General features: G+C 68.2%; 12 protein-coding genes and 1 tRNA gene. 7 read left to right on the forward strand and 6 right to left on the reverse strand.

Annotation, left to right across the window (positions count from 1 at the left end; all coding sequences use genetic code 11):
• Window positions 1–15: 15 nt before the first annotated feature.
• Entirely contained in the window at window positions 16–1,101 is a 1,086-nt protein-coding gene (locus ACFWBF_RS07380; RefSeq protein WP_385596609.1) for a Ku protein, read from the reverse strand.
• Between the two features lie 31 nt (window positions 1,102–1,132).
• On the opposite strand from ACFWBF_RS07380, the gene ligD reads away from it, so the two are divergent.
• A complete protein-coding gene (gene ligD, locus ACFWBF_RS07385) occupies window positions 1,133–2,086 on the forward strand; it encodes a non-homologous end-joining DNA ligase (RefSeq protein WP_385596612.1) in 954 nt (317 codons plus the stop codon).
• On the forward strand, window positions 2,086–2,988 hold the full coding sequence (locus ACFWBF_RS07390; RefSeq protein WP_385596780.1) for an ATP-dependent DNA ligase: 903 nt from the start codon (window positions 2,086–2,088) through the stop codon (window positions 2,986–2,988). Before ligD ends, ACFWBF_RS07390 begins: the two co-directional genes overlap by 1 nt.
• A 51-nt stretch (window positions 2,989–3,039) precedes the next feature.
• Here ACFWBF_RS07390 and ACFWBF_RS07395 read toward each other — a convergent pair whose 3' ends face one another.
• The 3 genes from ACFWBF_RS07395 to ACFWBF_RS07405 all read right to left on the reverse strand — a co-directional run bounded on the left by ACFWBF_RS07395 (window position 3,040) and on the right by ACFWBF_RS07405 (window position 6,666).
• Window positions 3,040–3,423: a DUF6479 family protein gene (locus ACFWBF_RS07395; protein ID WP_385596615.1), complete on the reverse strand. Its 384-nt coding sequence runs from the start codon at window positions 3,421–3,423 to the stop codon at window positions 3,040–3,042.
• A gap of 111 nt (window positions 3,424–3,534) precedes the next feature.
• Window positions 3,535–4,518 (reverse strand): XdhC family protein, encoded by a 984-nt coding sequence (locus tag ACFWBF_RS07400; RefSeq protein WP_385596618.1) that lies wholly within the window; start codon window positions 4,516–4,518, stop codon window positions 3,535–3,537.
• A 1,020-nt stretch (window positions 4,519–5,538) separates the two neighbouring features.
• Window positions 5,539–6,666: a hypothetical protein gene (locus tag ACFWBF_RS07405; RefSeq protein WP_385596622.1), complete on the reverse strand. Its 1,128-nt coding sequence runs from the start codon at window positions 6,664–6,666 to the stop codon at window positions 5,539–5,541.
• Window positions 6,667–7,633: 967 nt separating this feature from the next.
• Here ACFWBF_RS07405 and ACFWBF_RS07410 point away from each other — a divergent pair.
• Window positions 7,634–8,863 (forward strand): ATP-binding protein, encoded by a 1,230-nt coding sequence (locus tag ACFWBF_RS07410; RefSeq protein ID WP_385596625.1) that lies wholly within the window; start codon window positions 7,634–7,636, stop codon window positions 8,861–8,863.
• 124 nt (window positions 8,864–8,987) lie between these two features.
• The gene (locus ACFWBF_RS07415; RefSeq protein WP_385596628.1) at window positions 8,988–11,465 is read left to right on the forward strand and encodes a helicase-associated domain-containing protein; all 2,478 of its coding nucleotides are present in this window, start codon (window positions 8,988–8,990) and stop codon (window positions 11,463–11,465) included.
• 306 nt (window positions 11,466–11,771) lie between these two features.
• On the opposite strand, the gene ACFWBF_RS07420 is transcribed toward ACFWBF_RS07415, so the two are convergent.
• Entirely contained in the window at window positions 11,772–12,443 is a 672-nt protein-coding gene (locus ACFWBF_RS07420; protein WP_385596631.1) for a hypothetical protein, read from the reverse strand.
• A gap of 355 nt (window positions 12,444–12,798) precedes the next feature.
• On the opposite strand from ACFWBF_RS07420, the gene ACFWBF_RS07425 reads away from it, so the two are divergent.
• Both ACFWBF_RS07425 and ACFWBF_RS07430 read left to right on the forward strand, forming a co-directional pair.
• A complete protein-coding gene (locus ACFWBF_RS07425; protein ID WP_385596634.1) occupies window positions 12,799–14,466 on the forward strand; it encodes an SWIM zinc finger domain-containing protein in 1,668 nt (555 codons plus the stop codon).
• A 661-nt stretch (window positions 14,467–15,127) separates the two neighbouring features.
• On the forward strand, window positions 15,128–15,421 hold the full coding sequence (locus tag ACFWBF_RS07430) for a hypothetical protein (RefSeq protein WP_385596636.1): 294 nt from the start codon (window positions 15,128–15,130) through the stop codon (window positions 15,419–15,421).
• Window positions 15,422–15,728: 307 nt separating this feature from the next.
• Here ACFWBF_RS07430 and ACFWBF_RS07435 read toward each other — a convergent pair.
• Window positions 15,729–15,790 (reverse strand) — tRNA-OTHER (locus ACFWBF_RS07435).
• A gap of 669 nt (window positions 15,791–16,459) precedes the next feature.
• Here ACFWBF_RS07435 and ACFWBF_RS07440 point away from each other — a divergent pair.
• Entirely contained in the window at window positions 16,460–18,721 is a 2,262-nt protein-coding gene (locus ACFWBF_RS07440) for a tetratricopeptide repeat protein (protein ID WP_385596639.1), read from the forward strand.
• Window positions 18,722–18,800 lie beyond the last annotated feature (79 nt).

The following is an 18,800-nucleotide window of genomic DNA, read 5'->3' on the forward strand; positions in this document are numbered from 1 at the left end:
GTGGGGGCGCGGGTCTCAGGCCGAGGTGCGTTTGCGGGGTGCGGCGGTTTTCTTCGCGGCCGCCTTGGCGGTGGTCTTCCTGGCCGTCGCTCCCGTCGCGGCGGTCGTCTTCTTCTTCGCCGAAGTGGACTTGGACGCGGTCGATTTGGTGGCGCCCGCAGTGGATTTGGTGGCGCTCGCAGTGGACTTGGTGGCGGCCGGGGCCGCCTTCTTGCCCGCTGCCGCCGTCGACTTCTTTCCGCCCACCGCCTTCGGGGCGGCCGCCGGCTTGCGCCGGATCGGCGTGACCTCCGCCTCCGCCTCCGCCCGTGAACCGCCCTCCCCCCGGGACGCCTTGGCCTCCCGTACGCTCTTCTCCAGCGCCGCCATCAGGTCGATGACCTGGCCGCCGGCCGGTTCCACCACCGCCTCCGACGGCTCGAACGCGCCCCCCGCCTTCGCCGCGATCATCGTCTCCACGGCATCCCGGTAGTCGTCGTGCAGCGACTCCATCTCCACCTCTCCCAAGGTGGCCATCAGCGCGTCCGCCAGGTCCAGCTCGGCCTCCCGCACCGACACCGTCCCTTCCGGAGCCACTCCCTCCGGCGCCCGGATCTCGTCCGGCCACAACAGCCCGTGCATCGCGATCACGTCGTCGACGACCCGCAGCATGCCCAGCCGTTCCCGGCCGCGCAGCGCGTACTTGGCGATCGCGACCTTCCGGCTCCGCTTCAGCGCCTCCCGCAGCAGGGTGTACGGCTTCGCCGCCGTGGCCCCGTTCGCCGCGAGGTAGTACGCCGCGTCCATCTGCAACGGGTCGATGTCATCGGCCGGCACGAACGACACGATCTCGATCGTCTTCGCGGTCGCGATCGGCAGCTGCGCCAAGTCCTCATCCGTGATCGGGATGATCGACCCGTCCGCCTCCTCGTACCCCTTGCCGATCTCGGCGGCCGACACCTCCTCGCCGTCCAGCTCGCACACCTTGCGGTAGCGGACCCGTCCGCCGTCGCTCAGGTGGATCTGGCGAAAGGAGATCGAGTGGTTCTCGGTGGCGTTGACGAGCTTGATCGGGATGCTGACCAACCCGAAGGAGATCGCCCCGTTCCATATGGATCGCACGGTTCCTCCCGTTTCATGGCAATCTCATCGTATGACGCCGATCACAATGGTGGAGGGGCGTCGCATCGCGCTCAGCAATCTCGACAAGGTCCTGTACCCGCGGACCGGCTTCACCAAGGGCGAGGTGCTGCACTACTACGCCACCGTCGCTGGTTCGCTGCTGGCCCACGTCCACAACCGGCCGGTGTCCTTCCTGCGGTATCCCGACGGCCCGGACGGCCAGCTCTTCTTCACCAAGAATCCGCCGCCCGGTACCCCCGACTGGGTGAAAACCACCCCGGTTCCCCGCTCCGAGGACCCCTCCGCCGAACAGGTGGTCGTCGCCGATCTCGCCACCCTCATGTGGGCCGCGAACCTGGTCGTCGAGTTCCACACCCCCCAGTGGCCGGCCGGCGCCCCGGCCGTCGCCGACCGGCTCATCCTCGACCTCGACCCCGGACCGCCCGCCACGATCGTCGAGTGCGGCGCGGTCGCGCTCTGGCTGCGTGACCGGCTCGCCGCCGACGGGCTGCACGCCTACGCCAAGACCTCCGGCTCGAAGGGCATGCACCTGGCCGTCCCCCTGGAGCCGACCCCGTCCGACCGCGTATCGGCGTACGCGAAGGCCCTCGCCCAGGAGGCCGAGCGCGAGCTGCCCGACCTCGTCGTGCACCGCATGGCGAAGGCGCTGCGCCCCGGCAAGGTCTTCGTCGACCACAGCCAGAACGCCGCCGCCAAGACCACCGCCGCCCCCTACACCCTGCGCGCCCGCGCCCTGCCCGCCGTCTCCGCGCCCGTCTCCTGGGGCGAGGTCGAGGCCTGCGGGGCCCCCGAGGACCTGGTCTTCCTCGCCGACGACATCCCGCCGCGGCTCGAACGGGACGGCGACCTCTTCGGCCCGCTGACCGACCCCGACCGGGCGGGGCAGCTCCCCGCGAAGCGGGCGGGCAAGGCGGCCAGGGCGTCCGGGGAGGCCAGGGCGTCCGGGGAGGGGCGGCCGTCGTGATCACCGTCGCGCTCGCAGCCCCCGTACGCAGCCTCCCGCGCGCGCCCGGTCTCGCGTACGAGCCGAAGTTCGACGGCCACCGGCTGGTCGTGCTGCGCACGGCCGAGGACGTGGTGCTCCAGGCCCGCTCCGGCCGTATCGTCACCAGCGCCTTCCCCGATCTCGCCGCGGCCGCCCGGCAGCTGCCCGCCGGGACCGTGCTCGACGGCGAGGTGGTCGTCTGGCACGCCGGCCGCACCGACTTCGCCCTGGTGCAGCGCCGGGCGGCCGCCGCGACGGCCGCGCGGGCCGCCGTACTCGCGCAGACCCTGCCCGCCTCGTACGCCGCCTTCGACGTACTGGAGCTGGCCGGGCTCGACCTGCGCACGCGCCCGTACGAGCGGCGGCGGGCGCTCCTGGTCGACCTGCTGCTCCCGCTCGGGCCGCCGCTGCAGCCGGTGCCGATGACCACCGACCCGGAGCTGGCCGCCACCTGGTACGAGACCCTGCCCGCCAGCGGTATCGAGGGCCTGGTCGTCAAGCGGCTGGACCAGGCCTACCCGGCCGGGCGGCGCGCCTGGCAGAAGCTCCGGCACACCAACGTCCGCGACGCGGCGGTGGTCGGCTACACGGGGACACCGCGGCGCCCCCTGGCGCTGGTGCTCGTACTGCCCGTCGGGGACGAGACGCCGCTGGTGTCGAGCCCGCTGACGGCGGCGCTGCGTACGGAGGTCGCGGCGGCCGTGGCCAAGCGGGCGGCGCCCCGGCCCGGCGCGGCGGGCGTTTCCGGTGCGACCGTTACCGCCATCGGAGTGGGCGAAGTACCGTTCCGCCCGCTCGACCCGCCGCTGACGGCGGAGGTCCGGCACACCTCGGCCCGCCACCCCCCGCCCGAGGTGCTGCGGCTGCGGACGGAACTCTGACCCGCGCCGCGGGGTGGCGCAGGCCAGAGGAGTCGGAGGGGGCGGGCCGGGTCAGACGGGCTTCACGCCACCCGGGGGAGGCTGCTCCGGGGGCGAGTTGGGGTGCTCGTAGCCGGACTCGCGCTCGGCGCGCACGTCCTCCTGATGGCTGGCGGTGGTGGAGCCGAAGTTGCCGTAGCCCTGCATCTCGTGCGGGCGCAGGCCGCCCTCGGGAATCTCGACGGGTTCCCGCTCCTCGCGGACCTCGTAGACCGCACCGCCGTCGGGCAGGTGGGGCTGGCTCTCGGGTTCGGGGGGCGCGGGTTCCTGTGCCCGGACTCGCTTGCCCAGCCAGAAGCCGCCGAGCAGGAAGCCGACCACGGCGAGCCCGACGACCAGGAACCACGCGATGTCGGTCAGGGTCCTGTCCGCGATGTAGGTCAGGGTCATCTCCATACCTTTATTTTCCCGCATTCCGCCACAAAATGCGCTACTGCGGTGGCGCAGTGGTGGCGGTGGCTGCGGTGGGCGGTGGCTGCGGCGACCAGCCACCGCAGCCACCGCCCATCACCCCCGCAGCGGCCCGTCGGAGTCCCGCAGCCCGCCGGCGACCCGCCCGCCCAGCACCCCGAGGATCTCCGCGCAGATGGCCAACGCCGTCTCCGCCGGGGTCCGCGCGCCGAGATCGAGCCCGATGGGCCCGTGCACCGCCCGCAGCCTCGCCTCGCTCACCCCGGCGGCGAGCAGCCCCTCGCGGCGCCTGGCCGTGGTCCGCCGCGAACCCAGGGCCCCCACGTACGGGATCCCGAGCGCGAGCGCCGTCCTCAGAGTGGGCACGTCGAAGTCCGGCTCATGGCTGAGCAGCACCAGGCAGGCCGCGTCGCGGTGGTCGGTGAGCGCCTTCTCGGCATCCGCGGCCGACTCGACGGTCTCCACGCCCCACTCCAGGAGCGCGGCCTGCCGGGCGATGATCCCCGCCAGCTCGCCGCCCCCGCCGATGACCACGTGGGGCGCGGACGGGTACGCCTCCACGAGCACCAGCCCGGACCCCCCGTACAGCGCGTCCCGCCCGGGCCGGCGCGTGGCCAGCAGCTCGCCGGCCCGCCGCTCGGCATCGTTGCCCGGCGCGTCGACGGCCCGTACGACCTCGCTCGCGGCCTCGTCCGCCGCCTCGCCGAGCCGGGTCACCAGCGCCACCCCGGCCCCCTGTTCGAGCAGCTCCCACCACTGCGCGGGCACCGAGGCGAGCGACTGCAGCAGGATCTCCGCCTGCCCGCCGCAGGTCAGCCGCGCCTCCACGGCCTCGCCGGCACCCACCGAGACCTCGCACACCCGCACGTTCCGCCCAGGGCCCATGGCCGCGGCCTCGGCGGCCAGCTCCGCATCGAACACCCCGCGGTACAGGGCCCCGACGCACTCGCCCCGCGCGTCCACGAGCACGGCCCCGGCGGGATCCCGCGGCCCGAACCCCTGCTCGGTCACGGGCCGGGCCAGGAACGCCACCCGCCCCTCGGCCACCCACTGCCGCGCCGTCTCCGCCAGCTCACGCATCCGCGTCGCTCCATCCTTCTGCGCGCTCTCTCCCCGCAAAGCACCTGGTCAGCGGCACAAAGCGGCCTCAAGCCCCACCCTAGGCACACCCCGACCCCCTCCCCACCCCCCAAATCCCACAGACCCGCCCGCCACCCCTCGTACAGACCACCGGACGCAATCACCAAACAAAAAAGACCCCTTGACGCTCAGCCGCAGCCCCTGGATTTGACCGCGCCGCACGTGCACACGAGGTCGGGCCCCCAGCAGTAGCCGCGGCGCATCGCGCTGTCGGAGCGCTCCTCCAGGCCGATGCCGCCGCCCGGCCCGGAAGACTCATCCAGCACGCACGGCGGCCCGAACGGCTCGGAGCCACCCGCACGCCCGGCTGGTGCTGTGACCGGAAAGGTTCACCGGGGCGCGCCGCCCGGTACGGCACCTCGCCGCTTTGTCGGACCGCGCTAGTACGTCCAGTACGAGACGCGGTCCTCCGCCTTGCGATGCACCGCACCGGACACCGCGACCCGGCAAACCTTCCCGGCCACAGCACTAGTCGGTATGCCCGCTCTCACCCCCGGCCGACCCCGTCGACCGATCCCCCCGTCATCCCCCCTCGGGACCCGGCACCCCCCTCCCCGACGACACCCCGGCACCGAAAAACCCCATCAAGCCCCCTCACCCAGCCCTCAAGGGCGGCCCGCTCCCCCCGCCGCCCTACCCCGCAGAACCGACCCGAGACGCCGCAACCACACCCCCGCAAGCCACCACCGCATCGAACCGCGCCGCACCACAAGGCAGTTGGCCATTCAAACGCGAAGCCTCACCCCATCAAACTCAGCCACGGCGGCGCCTTCGGCCCCTCCTCGCGAACCGCCGCCAGCAGAATTCCGACCCCACCCATGGCTCCGGAGGCCCGTGTGTCTCACGCGTTTCAGCAGCTCAGGGGGACGAACAACAGCATCCGCCGCCTTGCCCACAAATAGGCCGTAGCCGCATGCAGGGTACTGGCGTCTCACAGTTGTGAGGCTGGAGAACATGCAGTTATTTATTCGGTGAACTGAGAACCAGGTCGCCTCTCGCCGCCGCTCGCTCGGCTGCGAGAAGTCCGACTGCGATGCCGTCTTTGATGGGCCCTTGTTCACCCCATGTCTGACGTATTGTTGCGATCGAACCGAATGCGGTGATGATCAATCCATAGAACGCCGCCACCAAAGCTAGAGCGGGGTGGTCCGGTATTATGCCAACAATCGACACCGCCTCATTGTGGGCGATCACCAAACTAGCGTGGACCTTCTGACGCCTCTTCAGTGCCAGGTATTCATCTCTGACGCTCCCCGGAGCCTCTGTCAGGAGGATTCTATCGATGTCGATGAAGTATCTTTCCAGCTCGCCAACGAGCTCATCCTCATTGACGGTGCCGGTTTTCTCGAACTCTGCCAATCGTTTCACGACCTTGCCACGCGAGCTCTCGCTCCTGATGCAAGGCAGTAGATCAGCGGGCATGTCGGCAAAGATTTTTCGCGACAACACAAAGGGAGGCAGCCTCCAAATATGGGGTTGCTCCGTGGGGGTGTGATGTCGCGTGCGTCGATCTCCCATACGAATGTCTACCGGAGTCCAAAATCGGCTCGGAGACACGGGAATGTCGGCAGAGACGCGCAGGGATTTTGGCAGGCCAAGTCTATATGCGGCGCGAGCCGCTTTATCGAGCTGATTCTGCTGCCACTGTGTGACGTCACCCCTATTTACTTCGTCTTGCAACCACCGGCGAAACTTGATGAAGTGGAGCGGGTCTTCGGCGCTGACATAGCTGTGCGCCAATCTTTTGACATCAGCCGAGACGTTCACTGGGCTATCTGGACCAAAGGCGCTCAGCACCTGACTGCGAAATAGACGACTTACGTCATCAGCGTCGTACTCCCTCTGCCGGCCGTCCAGCTCCGTCTCGACAAATCGTATGTAAGCGTCGCTGCTCGGGGTCTCGGGCACACCTCGAGCTACGAGATCGCTCCAAACGTCGCGCAATTTCATGCCTGTCCGGACCGCTGGAAGCAAATACCCGTAGTAAAGAAGAAGAGACAGATCTTGAGGCGCTGAGTCGACTGGATTTTCGCCGTTCCAAATCAACGAGCGCAGATAGCGGTTGTTGTTCAGTTGGGAGTCGCCCACAAGCAGTTCATCGAAAGAAAAGACAGTGCTGTATTACATATGCGCGGAGTGCTCGTCCTTTTAGTGCTTGTCGCCTGACACCAAGTACATTCGCATGCGGATCGGTCTCTGTCATGTAGAGCGTTTTTGGCTGGCGTTCCATCTTCCATCACCTATTCGTTGTTTGTGTCTGCCACAGAAGAGCCAAGGATCCCGCGGGTTCTCGACGGCCGGGTTTTCGACTGGAACTCACATAAATAATGCTCTCACTGTCGACCGTGAGGTGCATGTCCTATGTCCATGTGGAACCACAGCTTCCGTCGCTTAGGGAGAGCGGGGCCCGGTCCATCCTCCGACCTGCAACAATTGGCCTTGGGGCTGCCGGTTTGGGGCACTGGCATGCCGCCGCGATTCCCGGCGGCTCCCCGCCGGTCTGACGCGGTTGTGGCACGGGGAGCCTCTGATTCCATACCCACCGCACATGAGCGGCCCCGGACCAGGAGCCATGGGCGGTGGAGCGCCGCCTGTCACTGTTGACGCCCTTGGTTCCTCGCCACGCCGGACACGCGTCGGGCACGATGGGGCAGATACCGACGTGGAGCGACCTCACCAGCCGACGCCACCTCATGGGAGGCCAGCCCATTCGCCCTGGCGCGTTCGCCTCACGCACCCGTCATCCGTGCCAGCGGGGGTACGGCCGGCCGGACTTAGGCCTGGTAGCCCTGCCGGCCGTACGCCCGGCAGGGCTACCTGGGCCTCTATCGCAGGCCTATCGCGATCAGTGCGCGACAACGCCAAAGGCCCGGACTCAGCGGGACTGAGTTCGGACCCGCCTGCTTGACACTTCAGCAGGTCAGCGAGTGTTCCGCGCTGGTCTTGCTGGAGCCCCCGGCAGAATTCGAACCTGCGCACACGGCTCCGGAGGCCGGACCGCACCCCGACGTTTGCCCAGGTCAGACTCTTCCAGGCGACCCGGGGACGCAACGCGGTGGCCGAGCGGGCGGACTTCGCCGCGACGCTGGCGCATTCCCCTCTTCCCGGGGCTGAGCTGGTGGCCGGGCTGCGGGCCGCCGACTGGAACCAGGCGCTGCGTTCCCTCGCAGTCGCGATTCCGGACGATGCACCGAGCATTGTGGTGGTCGACGAGGTGCCGTGGCTGGTCGAACAGGACGGGGAGTTCGAGGGGGCGCTGCAGACGGTCTGGGACCGGCACTTGTCCGCCAAGCCCGTCCTGTTGATCCTGGTCGGCAGTGACATGTCGGTGATGGAGTCGATGCAGTCCTATGGGCGCCCCTTCTTCGGCCGGGCGGCCAAGATGACCGTACAGCCGCTGCATCTGGCCGATGTGCAGGCGATGACCGGCCTTGACGCGGCGGAAGCGGTGGACGCGCTGCTGATCACCGGAGGGTTCCCGGAGATCGTTCAGTCCTGGCGGCCGGGGATGGGCCGGCGTGACTTTCTGCGCGAGGCTGTGTCCAACCCGCTTGCCCCGCTGTTGGTGGCGGGTGAACTGTCGCTGCTGGGGGAGTTCCCCGAGGCGTCCCACTCGCGCGCGATCCTGGAAGCGGTCGGCAGTGGCGAGCGGACCTTCTCCACCATTGCCGCACAGGCCGGTGGTGCCGGCGCGCTGCCCTCGGGCACGCTGTCTCCGCTGCTGAACACGCTGCTGGCCAAGCGAGTCCTGGCCGCTGACCTGCCGCTCTCGGTCAAGGCGGACAGCAAGAACAAGCGCTATCGCATCGCTGATCCGTACCTGCGGTTCTGGCTGGCTTTCCTGCAACGCGGGATCCCGCTCATCGAGCGCGGTCGTGGTGATCTGGCGCTGGAGCGCATCGAGCGGTCGTGGACGACATGGCGGGGCCGGGCCGTCGAGCCGGTCGTTCGCGAGTCGCTGCTGCGGCTGCTGCCCGACGAGATGTGGCCGCAGACGGAGGCGGTCGGGGGCTGGTGGAACCGGCAGAACAACCCGGAGATCGACCTGATCGGAGCCGACCGCGAACCCGTGGCAGGGCAGGTTCACTTCATCGGCTCGGTGAAGTGGCTGGAGTCGCAGCCGTTCGGCCGACGTGAGTACGAGGCCCTGGTACGAGACATGCTCGCCGTGCCCGGTGCCGAGCCGGACACGGCGCTGGTTGCGGTGTCCCTTTGTGGCGTCGAGGACGATCTCCCTCTTGCGGCGCATTGGGGTCCGGAGGACCTTGTCCGTGCCTGGGAGTAGTCAGAGAAACCGCCGGTGTGGTCCGGAGGCGGGAGATCGCGTCGGCACCGACTGAGAACGGCGGTCTGAGAGGACGCGGCAGGTTCACCCCCGCGGGGTGACCGGACGGCGCTAGCCTGGCCGGGTGAATGCGCGTACCGCCCTTGTGAAATGGCTGGGCACCCTGGATGCCGAGCGGCTGACAGCATTGCTGGAGGAGCGGGATCTGCCGCTCGCCGCCGGGTACCGACGGATCACCACCCTCCGCGAGCTCGCCGAACACTTGCTCACCGACGAGTCGGTGGGCCAGGGCCTGATGGCGGGCACCGCCGGAGAACTGCAATTGCTCGCTTCCATCGCCGCCCTTGCTCTGGAGCGGCACGGCCCCGCAGCCGGTGACGAGGCCGAGGATGGGCCCCGATATCCCTGGCAACAGCGGAAGCCCGTTCCCCCGGTGGAACCCGCGGACCGATTGGTGCCTGAGCGGGACGTACTGTCCTGGTTCGAGCCGGGGGAGAAGCGGCAGCGGGCGGAACACACACTCACCCGACTGCGGGAGCGCGCGCTGTTGCTCCCCGCGCCCAAGGGCCGACTGGCGCTCCCACCACTGCTGCACGTCCGCGCCGCCGGGTTCGACGGTTACGGGCGTACGGCCGACCGGCTGCTGACCACCGCCTACAACGCCCCCGAGGTCAAGCGGATCGCCGCAAACCTCTTCGGCGAGGGGGCGGCCCGTACCCGCGACCAGGCCCAAGAGCTGATCACCGCTCTGCTCGCCGATCCCGCCCGGGTGCGGGTACTGGTGGCGGACGCCCCGGTCCGGGCGCTGGAGCTGCTGGACCACCTGGTGCCCGGCCCGCCGCTGCTGCGGACCCACTGCTTCGTCGGCCGGTACGGGTCGCAGTACGCGGGCCCGGACGCCAAGTACGTCTTCCGGGAAGGCGGCAGCGGCGACGAGGGCACCGACTGGCTGGCCGTGCGCGGACTACTGATCCCCTCCGGCCTCGACCTGGTGGAACTTCCGTACGAGGTCGCCCGTGCGCTCCGCGATGAGGGCGCGGCGCCCAGCCCCCGGCTGGAACCGGAGCCGTTCACCGCCACCGCGCCGCTGCCGTCCGGCTGGGAGGGCGAGGGTGGCACGGCCGCCGCGGCGGCCGCCTGGCGGGCCGAACTGGTACTGCGGGCGCTGGCCGCCCAGCCGGTCGCGATCCGCAAGGCGGGCGGGATCGCCGTACGGGACACCCGGCGGCTGGCCAAGGCGGCCGGGGCCGACGAGGCCGGCACCCGGCTGTGGCTGGACCTCGCGGTGAACGCCGGACTGGCCGCGCCCCGGGACGACGAACCGGCCCCCGCTTCCCGCGGCCACCGGAACCTCAAGGCCCCCAAGCCCTCCGCCCGGCTGTTGCCGAGCGACCGCTACGACGCCTGGGCCGCCGCTCCGCCCGCGGGCAAACTGCTGTCGCTCCTGGCCGCCTGGGCCGTGGTCCCCGCAGTACTCAGCCACTGGCCGGACCCCGACGAGACCCCGGTCGCGCTCATCAGTCCGCAGGACGAGGACGCCGTGACCCTCCGCACCGGGGTCCTACGAGCGCTCGCCGTCCTCCCCGACGGACACGGGCTGACCGCGAACGCGCGCGGATACACCGAACTGCTCTCCCTGGCCGCATGGTTCCAGCCCGCCCTGCGCGCTCACCTGGCCGCAGACGCCACGGGGGAGCTGACCGGCCTGGACGGAGTCCTCGACCGTCTGGCGGCCACCCTGACAGAGGCGGCCCTGCTCGGCGTGGTCGCCCACGGCGCGCTCACCCCCGCCGGGCGGACCCTGTGCCGGCTGCTGGAGGCGGGAGCCGCCCACCACTACCCGGCAGTGCCCGGCGCGGGCGCCGACCCGTCCGCCCGCGGCTCGGAGGGCCTGGGCGAAGACCTCGCCCTCCGCCCCACCCTGGCGAAGGCGGTGACCACCCTCCGCGAGGAGCTGTACGCAGCGCTGCCCGAGCCCAGCGACAAGGCCCGGTTCCAGAGCGACCTGACCGCCACGGTCACCGGCGCGCCCGCGCCCGCCCTCGCCGACCTGCTCTCCGCCGTCGGCGACATCGAGTCCGAGGGCCACGCGGTGGTCTGGCGCATCACGGCAACCTCCATCCGCCGGGCCCTGGACGCCGGCTGGAGCGCGGACGAACTCCTCGACCGCCTCACGGCGGCAAGCGAGCGCGACACCCCCCTCCCCCAACCACTGGCCTACACGATCAAGGACACCGCCCGCACCCACGGACAACTCAAGGTCGTCCGCTCGGCCTGCTGCATCCGCTCGGACGACACCGGACTGATCGCCGAGGTGGCCCAGGCCCGCGGCCTGACCAAACTCCGCCTGCGCCGGATCGCCCCCACCGTCCTGATCTCCACAGCCCCGCCGGAGGAGACGCTGTCAGCCCTCCGCACGGCCGGCTACGCCCCCACCCAGGAAGCCGAGACAGGCACCACGCTCCTCGACCGCGCCCCCACCGACCGCGCACCGAGCCTCTTGCCCACCCTGGACCAGGCTCACGCGAGCCACGCTGAACAGACCCGAGGCGTCCCCGCGAGCGCCCGCCTACTGGCCGCCACCCTCACCTCGGGCGGCTAGTGCTGTGACCGCGACGACGCTGCCGCGTCCACCGCACAGGGAACCGGGGCGACAGAGGTGGAGGCCGCAGATGTAAGGGCCCGCCGGGCGGCGCCGTTGCTCAACGAGGCTCGTGTGGGTGTGCCTGAAGCCGGGCGGGGCCTCGGGCGCATACTCGTACGGCCCGGTGACGCTGCCAAGGGCCACGACCGGCAATTGCTTTCGCGGCATGACGACGTAGTCGCCGATGTCCATCGTGATGAATCGCCACAACTGGCGCCGGTCGAGCGCCGAGTGCGTCCGAGGGTGTGCCCTGGCCGCTCGGTGTTATTTCCGGCCGGGGGTCCACTTCATGCCAAGCCGGTACGCGCGGGAGATCATGTCCTGGACGCCGGGGCCGTCCTGCGGGGTGAACCAGCGCACCTCGCGTCCGATGATGAGTTCGCCCTTCTGCCGCTTGATGAGGGCGATGGCGCAGGCGTGCGCCTGTGGCGGGCACTCGTCCAGAACCACCCGGAAGCGGTCGCCGCGGTCGGAGGTCAGGGTCACCACCGCGTCGAGGCCGCGGAAGTCGCCGGAACCTTCGTAGATGTAGACGAAGAGCAGGAGCTTCTGGAACTCGTCCTGGTGGTCCAGGTTGATGACGAGGTTCTCTCCTCCCTCCAGGGCGCCGGTCCTGTCGTCCGTGTCAAGGGCGACGTAAGGGAAGCAGTCCACCGCGCCGAACGCGTTGCCCAGCGCCTGCACCACGGTCTTGGAGCCGTCGGTGCAGCAGATCATGCAGCCGAGGTCAAGATCCACCGTCTTGGCCGCGGCCGACCGCAGCGACGCCCGGATCCGGCCGAACAGACCGCGGGCCTCGCCCGCCTCCCGCTGCGCGGCGGCCTGCGGCGAGGTCCAGTTGAGGTTGACCCTGATCAGCCCCGACGTCACGCCGTGCTTGTTCAAGGAGACCGTGGGCGCAGCCTTCGTCAGGTTCACGGTGGCGGGCTCGGTCATGCGGCACCTTTCGGGGAAGGTCCGAGGGAGCGGGGGGTGGTCGACGACCTTACAGGCGGGGGGTGAGACGCCGCATGGAATCGGTTGTTTGGTCCTCTGCCACCCGCGTACGACCGTCGGGAAGGGATGGAGGCCGTACGCGGGTGGTGCTCTGGTCCGCGAAGAGGCCGTAGAGGGTCTGGTGCGAGGCGGACCGGTCGGCCGGGCGGCGGGACTCGGAGGGCACTTGAGGTGTTGAGGACACCAATGACTCGTGGAGGTGGCGTCGTGCCAGTCCCCGGGGTTGTTCGACCTGGCGGCCTTTAGTGTGAGGGCCATTGGGGGGAGTCCGAGCCGGATCGGAGCGCGGAGAGTCGTGGGCGGTCTTACGGAAGCGAAGCTGAGGGAGCTGGCCGGGGAGCGCTCGTTCGAGCGTGGACTTGGTTACGTCGACGAGGTGTACGGGATCGAGTTCGGTGACGGCTGGATCAGGGCGTCGGTCCGGGGTAGGCAGCGTTACGAGGTGGAGCTCGCGCTGGGTGGGCGCGGAAGACCGACGGGCACGTGTGACTGCCCCTACGGCCAGGAAGGCGCCTTCTGCAAACACTTGGTCGCCCTCGGACTGACCGTGATCGGCCAGAACGCGGACCTCCCGCGTCTGCGGGAGTCGGCCCGCGCCCGGTCGCGGAGCCTCGACACCTGGCTGTCCGGCCTGTCGAGGGACGAACTGCTCAGCGTCGTAGGGGAGGAGATCGCCGAGGACCGACAGCTTCGGCGCCGCCTGGAGCTGCGGGCGGCGAGCGCGCGGGGCGACCTGGCCGGGGTCCGGTCACGGGTCCGTGACCTGCTGGACATCGGTCCATTCGCCCAGTACGGCTACGTCGAGTACGGCGACGCCCGCGCCTACGCAGACCAGGCGCGGCAGGCGGCTTCAGCAGTCCGCTCGCTGACCGCCTCGGGCCGGTCCGTCGACGCGATGTCCCTGGCCCGGGAGGCGATCGGTCTGCTGGCCGGGGTGGTCGAGAACGTCGACGACTCCGACGGATGGCTCGGGCAGATCGGCACCAGCCTCGCCGACGCCCACCACGATGCCTGCCGCGCGGCGCACCCCGACCCGGAGGACCTCGCGCACTGGCTGGTGACCCACGCACTCGATGATGCGGCCGACCTGACGGACATCGACCCGCTGGATTACGAGGACCTTCTCGGAGAGAGGGGGATGATCGCCCTGCGTCAGTTTGCGGTCGAGGCGTGGAAGGCGAACCGCACCGGCTGGGCCGAGAAACATCTGATGCAACGGCTGGCGAGGTCGGGCCGGGACGTCGACACGGTGATCGCGGTGCACGTCGCCGACCTCGCGCCCAACGGCCACACCCACCTGCTCATCGCCCGCGAACTGGACACCGCCGGCCGTCCCGCTGAAGCCTTGGAATGGGCCGAGCGCGGGATCCGAGACACCGAGGACCTCGCCACGGTCGACACCGCCCTCGTCGACGACCTCGCCGACCGCTATACGAAGGCCAGCCGGCTCGCCGACGCCGTCACCCTGCGCCGCGACCACTTCGTCGCCCGCCGCAGCCTGCTCACTTACCAGCAGCTGCGTGCCGCGGCCAGGGCCGCCGGATGCTGGCCGCCCGAGCGGGAGCAGGCCGTCGATCTCCTGCGCGTAGACGCGGGCGGGAAGGGCGCCCAACGCGGCAGCGTTCTCGTCGACGCCCTACTCGACGACAAGGACATCGACGCCGCCTGGCAGGCGGCCACGTCGTCCGGCGCCCACGACGGCCAGTGGCTCACCCTCGCCGACCTCGCCCGCCCCACCCGCGCGGCCGACGCCCTCGCCGTCTACCTCCGTCTGGCCGCCCGCCTCATCCACGAGACTGGCAACCATGCCTACGAACAGCTCGTCAGCCTGCTCCTGAGCGTCCGCGACTGTCACCACCGGCTCGGTACGCCGGACGACTTCACCACGTACGTCACCGACCTGCGCGCCGCCCAGAAGCGGAAGCGAAACCTGATGCGCCTGATGGAGGAGCATGGCTTGTGAGCCGGGATGGCGCACCGGACACCCGGGCGCCCGGTGCGCACCTCACAGATCAGGCTGCGCTCGAGCCCGACGGAGGACCGTCGCCCGTCGGCAGGCGGGGTACGAGGTGCCCCCCCAGGAAGGGGCGCGGGCCGAGGGTGGTGGTTGCTGCGCAGTCCCGCCGGGGACGCGCGGCGGGGGACGGGATGGACGTCAGGAAGCTGGCTGTCGAGTCTGGGTCCTCGTTGGTCCAGGCCGTCAAAGAAGCCGCCGCTGATCCATCGCGACTGGTGCGGTACGCGATCGAGCTAGGTCAGCTCCGCGCCGATCCACTGGCCAACATCAGCTGGCGCATCACCGAAACCGTTCAGCAGGTCGATCCCCGGGTGGTCGTCGATCCCGTGCAGGCGCGGAACCTGCTCTGTGCGGTCTCCTACGTCGGTGGTTACGGGCGGGCGCGGGGGCGGAGGCTGGTCGGCCTCTTCGCCGGGATGTACTACGGGGGCTGCGGCCGGCCGAAGCCGTGGCGGTTACGTTGCCGGACTGCGAACTGCCGACGGAGGGGTGGGGCAGCGTGGTCCTTCATGCCACCCGCCCCTCCGTCGGCAAGAAGTGGACCGACAGCGGACGGAGTCACGACCTGCGCGGTCTGAAGAGTCGCCCGCCGGGAGGCACGCGTACGGTGCCACTCCCGCACGAACTCGTCAGCCTGTGGCGGGAGAACGTCGACACCTTCGGCGCCGCGGACGACGGTCGGCTGTTCTTCAACGAGAAGGGCGGCATCGTGGGATCCACCACCTACGACCGTGCCTGGCCCGAGGCCCGCGAACTCGCGCTTTCGCCGGGCCTGGTGGCATCCCCCCTCGCCGCCCGCCCCTACGACCTGAGGCACTCGGCCCTGTCCACCTGGCTGAACGCCGGCGTCGATCCCACCGAGGTCGCCGAACGGGCGGGCAACAACGTCGAGGCCTCCTGACCCGGTACGCGAAGTGCCTCTACGGGCGGCAGGCCCTGGCCAACAGGCGCATTGAGGGTTCGTCACACTTCTCGCGGCGAACCGAGTGGCCCCATGAACCTCGCGTCCCACAGATGGCCCGCGCGGGCCTGTTCTGAGGGGTCTGGAGCGGGTCGCCTGGCAGGCGGGTTGCGGTAAAAGCACAGGTCACGGGCGTGCAGATGGGAGGAGACCAAAAAATGCAACGGCCACATAGGCCGTGTGCGTTTTGGCATGAACAAGAAAGGCTCTGACCTGCGTTTCCGCTGGTCAGAGCCTTGTTCCGGAGTGCCCCCGGCAGGATTCGAACCTGCGCACACGGCTCCGGAGGGCATGACCCAGCGCGGGGGCGCATGACCGCTGACCTGCCGGTTCTTGCCCGAGCCAGCCAACCAGCGGCGATTTCTATCGCATACCTTGCGATCGGAGCGGACGCGGAAGCGACGGATCGTGGGTCAACGGCTGGCGGGCACCGAGGTTGACGCGCCTCGATCAACGGTTTCTCCGCCACGAGACGGCAAGAACAACTGGCGAAGGTTCTTCTGTCGCCGGTAACTTTTGGTCTTCTGGTCGAGGGGCTGTGAAGCCACCTGAGAGGTTGGGGGCCTTGATGGATCCACAAGTAGCTGCCCTTGCGGGGACTGCTGGCACAACGATAGTCACGCTCATGGCCACAGACGCCTGGCAGCGCACACGCGAGGGAGTCGTTGCCATCTGGCGCAGGGTGCTCCCGGAGCGGGCTGAATCAGTGGCTGGTGAGCTTGACGAGACTCGCCAGGATCTACTCGCGGCGCGCAGTAGCGAAGACCCGCAGACGGAGACCGAGCTCCAGGCGGAGTGGCAGGGCAGGATTCGACGGCTGCTGCTCACTGAGCCCAGCGTCGCACAGGAGTTGCGAGCGCTGCTGGACGAACTGTCCCCGGAGAGTACATCGGGCGGCAATGTAGTGCAGATGCACGCTCACGCGACAGGAAATGGACGTGTATATCAGGCCGGGCGTGACCAGCACATCCAAGAGTCATGAGCGATTCTGAAGGGCGCGTGACGCTTGACGCTGAGGCATCCGGTCAGGCTCGGGTATATCAGGCCGGGCGCGACCTCTATGTTAACGACAGCGGAAATCCTGCCGTTCCGCCTACGGTCATCCCGCTGAGTAAATCTGGGCTTACGCGAGGTGCCTTTGTAGGACGTGATGGAGAGATCGAGCGTATCCTCGCTCATCTCCAGCTGACAGGAGATGGCGCCGGCGCCAGCTCTGTCTTAGTGCTATCAGGGCTCGGCGGTATTGGGAAGACAGAGCTCGCCACCCGGGCCGCTTGCCTGGCCGTGGACCGAAAGTTTTTCCCCGGAGGGGCAGTATCCGTCGACCTTCGCGGATATGATGCGCTATCAAATCTCTCTGTATACCCCCACCAGGTCTATTCACCGGTGCTCAAAGCCCTAGGGGTTGATGCAATTGATCCCAAGCCTGAAAATGTTGGACCTCAGTTCCATGCAGAGTTGGAGAAGCGGGCGAACGCAAAACTATCCGTTTTGATCCTCCTGGATAATGCTCGCGATCCGGAGCAAGTCCTTTCGCTCATCCCTCAGTCCGATGTGCATAGGGTTATTGTCACGTCTCGCAATGCAATCGCGCCGCTGCTTCCCGGAGCAACTAACATGCGGCTTGATGTGCTCTCACCCAAAGACGCGGTAGACCTGGTCAAGGTTAAGGCGAAACGGGAACTGCCTCCGGTAGACGGTTTTGAGTTGGCAAGGCTCTGTGGTCGCCTACCTCTGGCGCTAAGTATTGTCGGTGCCATCCTGGCTTCTGATCCAGGATTGAGTGGAACGGAACTTGCGGATGAGCTCGCGCAGGAAGAGCAGCGACTGGAAGGGCTGGAACACGAAGATGTAGCCGTCCGCGCGGCTTTCGAACGATCCTATGTGCGGCTAAATGCATTCCATGCGGCTGTGTTCAGATCGCTCGCACTTATCCCAGGTTCCGATCTGTCGGTAGAAGCGGCAGCCGTGCTGCTCGACACTCAAGAGCTGAAGGCGAAGCGGGCCCTGCGGTTCCTCCTCAACTGCCACCTAGTGGAGATGGGTAGTGCTCCAGGCAGGTGGCGGATGCACGATTTGGTCCGACTCTATTCGGCTGAAGAGGCGCAGAGTAGCGACAGCAAGGAATCCCAGGACGCTGCTCAAGCAAGGCTCGTCTCTTATTTTTCGGCCCGGGCTGAAAATGCGGCTGAGTGGACCAATGGCCATCCAGAAAGGCAGCCGTCTGACGGTTTTGCGGATCGTTCCGCCGCCATGGAGTGGCTTGCTGTCGAGGCGTCAAACCTGGTCGCCAGTGTTGAGGTTTCAGCAGCATTGGAAATGCCTGACACGAGTGCAGACTTGGCTGCATCGGTTGTGCCTTACCTGATCAATGTGGCGGACTTCGCTTCTTCCTTGTCTGTCCTTTTCGTCGGAGTGGAGGCCGTGAAGAGAAGTGGAGACCTGTCGCGTCTGACTAGTGGATATAACAATCTTGGTATCACCTACACCTCCATGAGGAAATATCGAGATGCGGTGCGCTGGTTTAACAAATCAGTAGCTCTCGCACGCTCCCTCAATGATCGTGATGCGGAGGCCCGAGCGCTTATTAATCTGAGTGGTGCTCTGCGGGAGCTGGTGGGTGTTGAGGCCAGCATGGAGCCCTTGGAAAGGGCTATGAGTATTAGGGGGGCGCATGGAGAAGGTGACGGCTTCGGCCTCACCAACATGGGGATCTCTCTTCGCGAATCTGGCAGATTTCAAGAGGCGGAGAGGGTTCTGCGGCAAGCCCTCAAAGTGCATGCCCGCAACGGGGCCAGAAAAGCAGAAGCGTCGACGCTAGCTCAACTCGGAACAACGCTGATGCAAAGGGCAACGCGGGAGCTCTCCACCCGCCTTTTGAAAGATGGGGCGAATTATCTCAGTGCTGCGATCGTGGCCTATCGAGAAGTGAGGGATCGGCAGGGTGAAGCAATGTGTTTCCTTAACCTGGGAAACGCGATCAGCTTGGGTTCGAATCTCCCGCGGGCCCTAGAGGCTTATCAGTCTGCGCTACAGCTATTCCGTGAAGCGGGAGATATTCATGGGGAAGGGACCGTCATGACTGCTATCGGGATGGCCCTGGTGGCAGGCGATGATGTAGAACGTGGCCGTTCTGCTCTAAAAGAGGCTCAGCGGCTTCTTGAGCCATTTGACGAACCTGACAGGAAGCGGTTGATAGCCGAGCATCTCCGGGATCCAGGCACGCAGGGCCGGCGGTAGCGGGACCCTTGCCGGCTGCGCTTGTAGGAGCCCAGGAATGGAGAGTGCTTGGCATTTTCCGACCCGGCTCCGGGCTCAT

Source organism: Streptomyces sp. NPDC060028 (assembly GCF_042736725.1).
GTDB lineage: Bacteria > Actinomycetota > Actinomycetes > Streptomycetales > Streptomycetaceae > Streptomyces.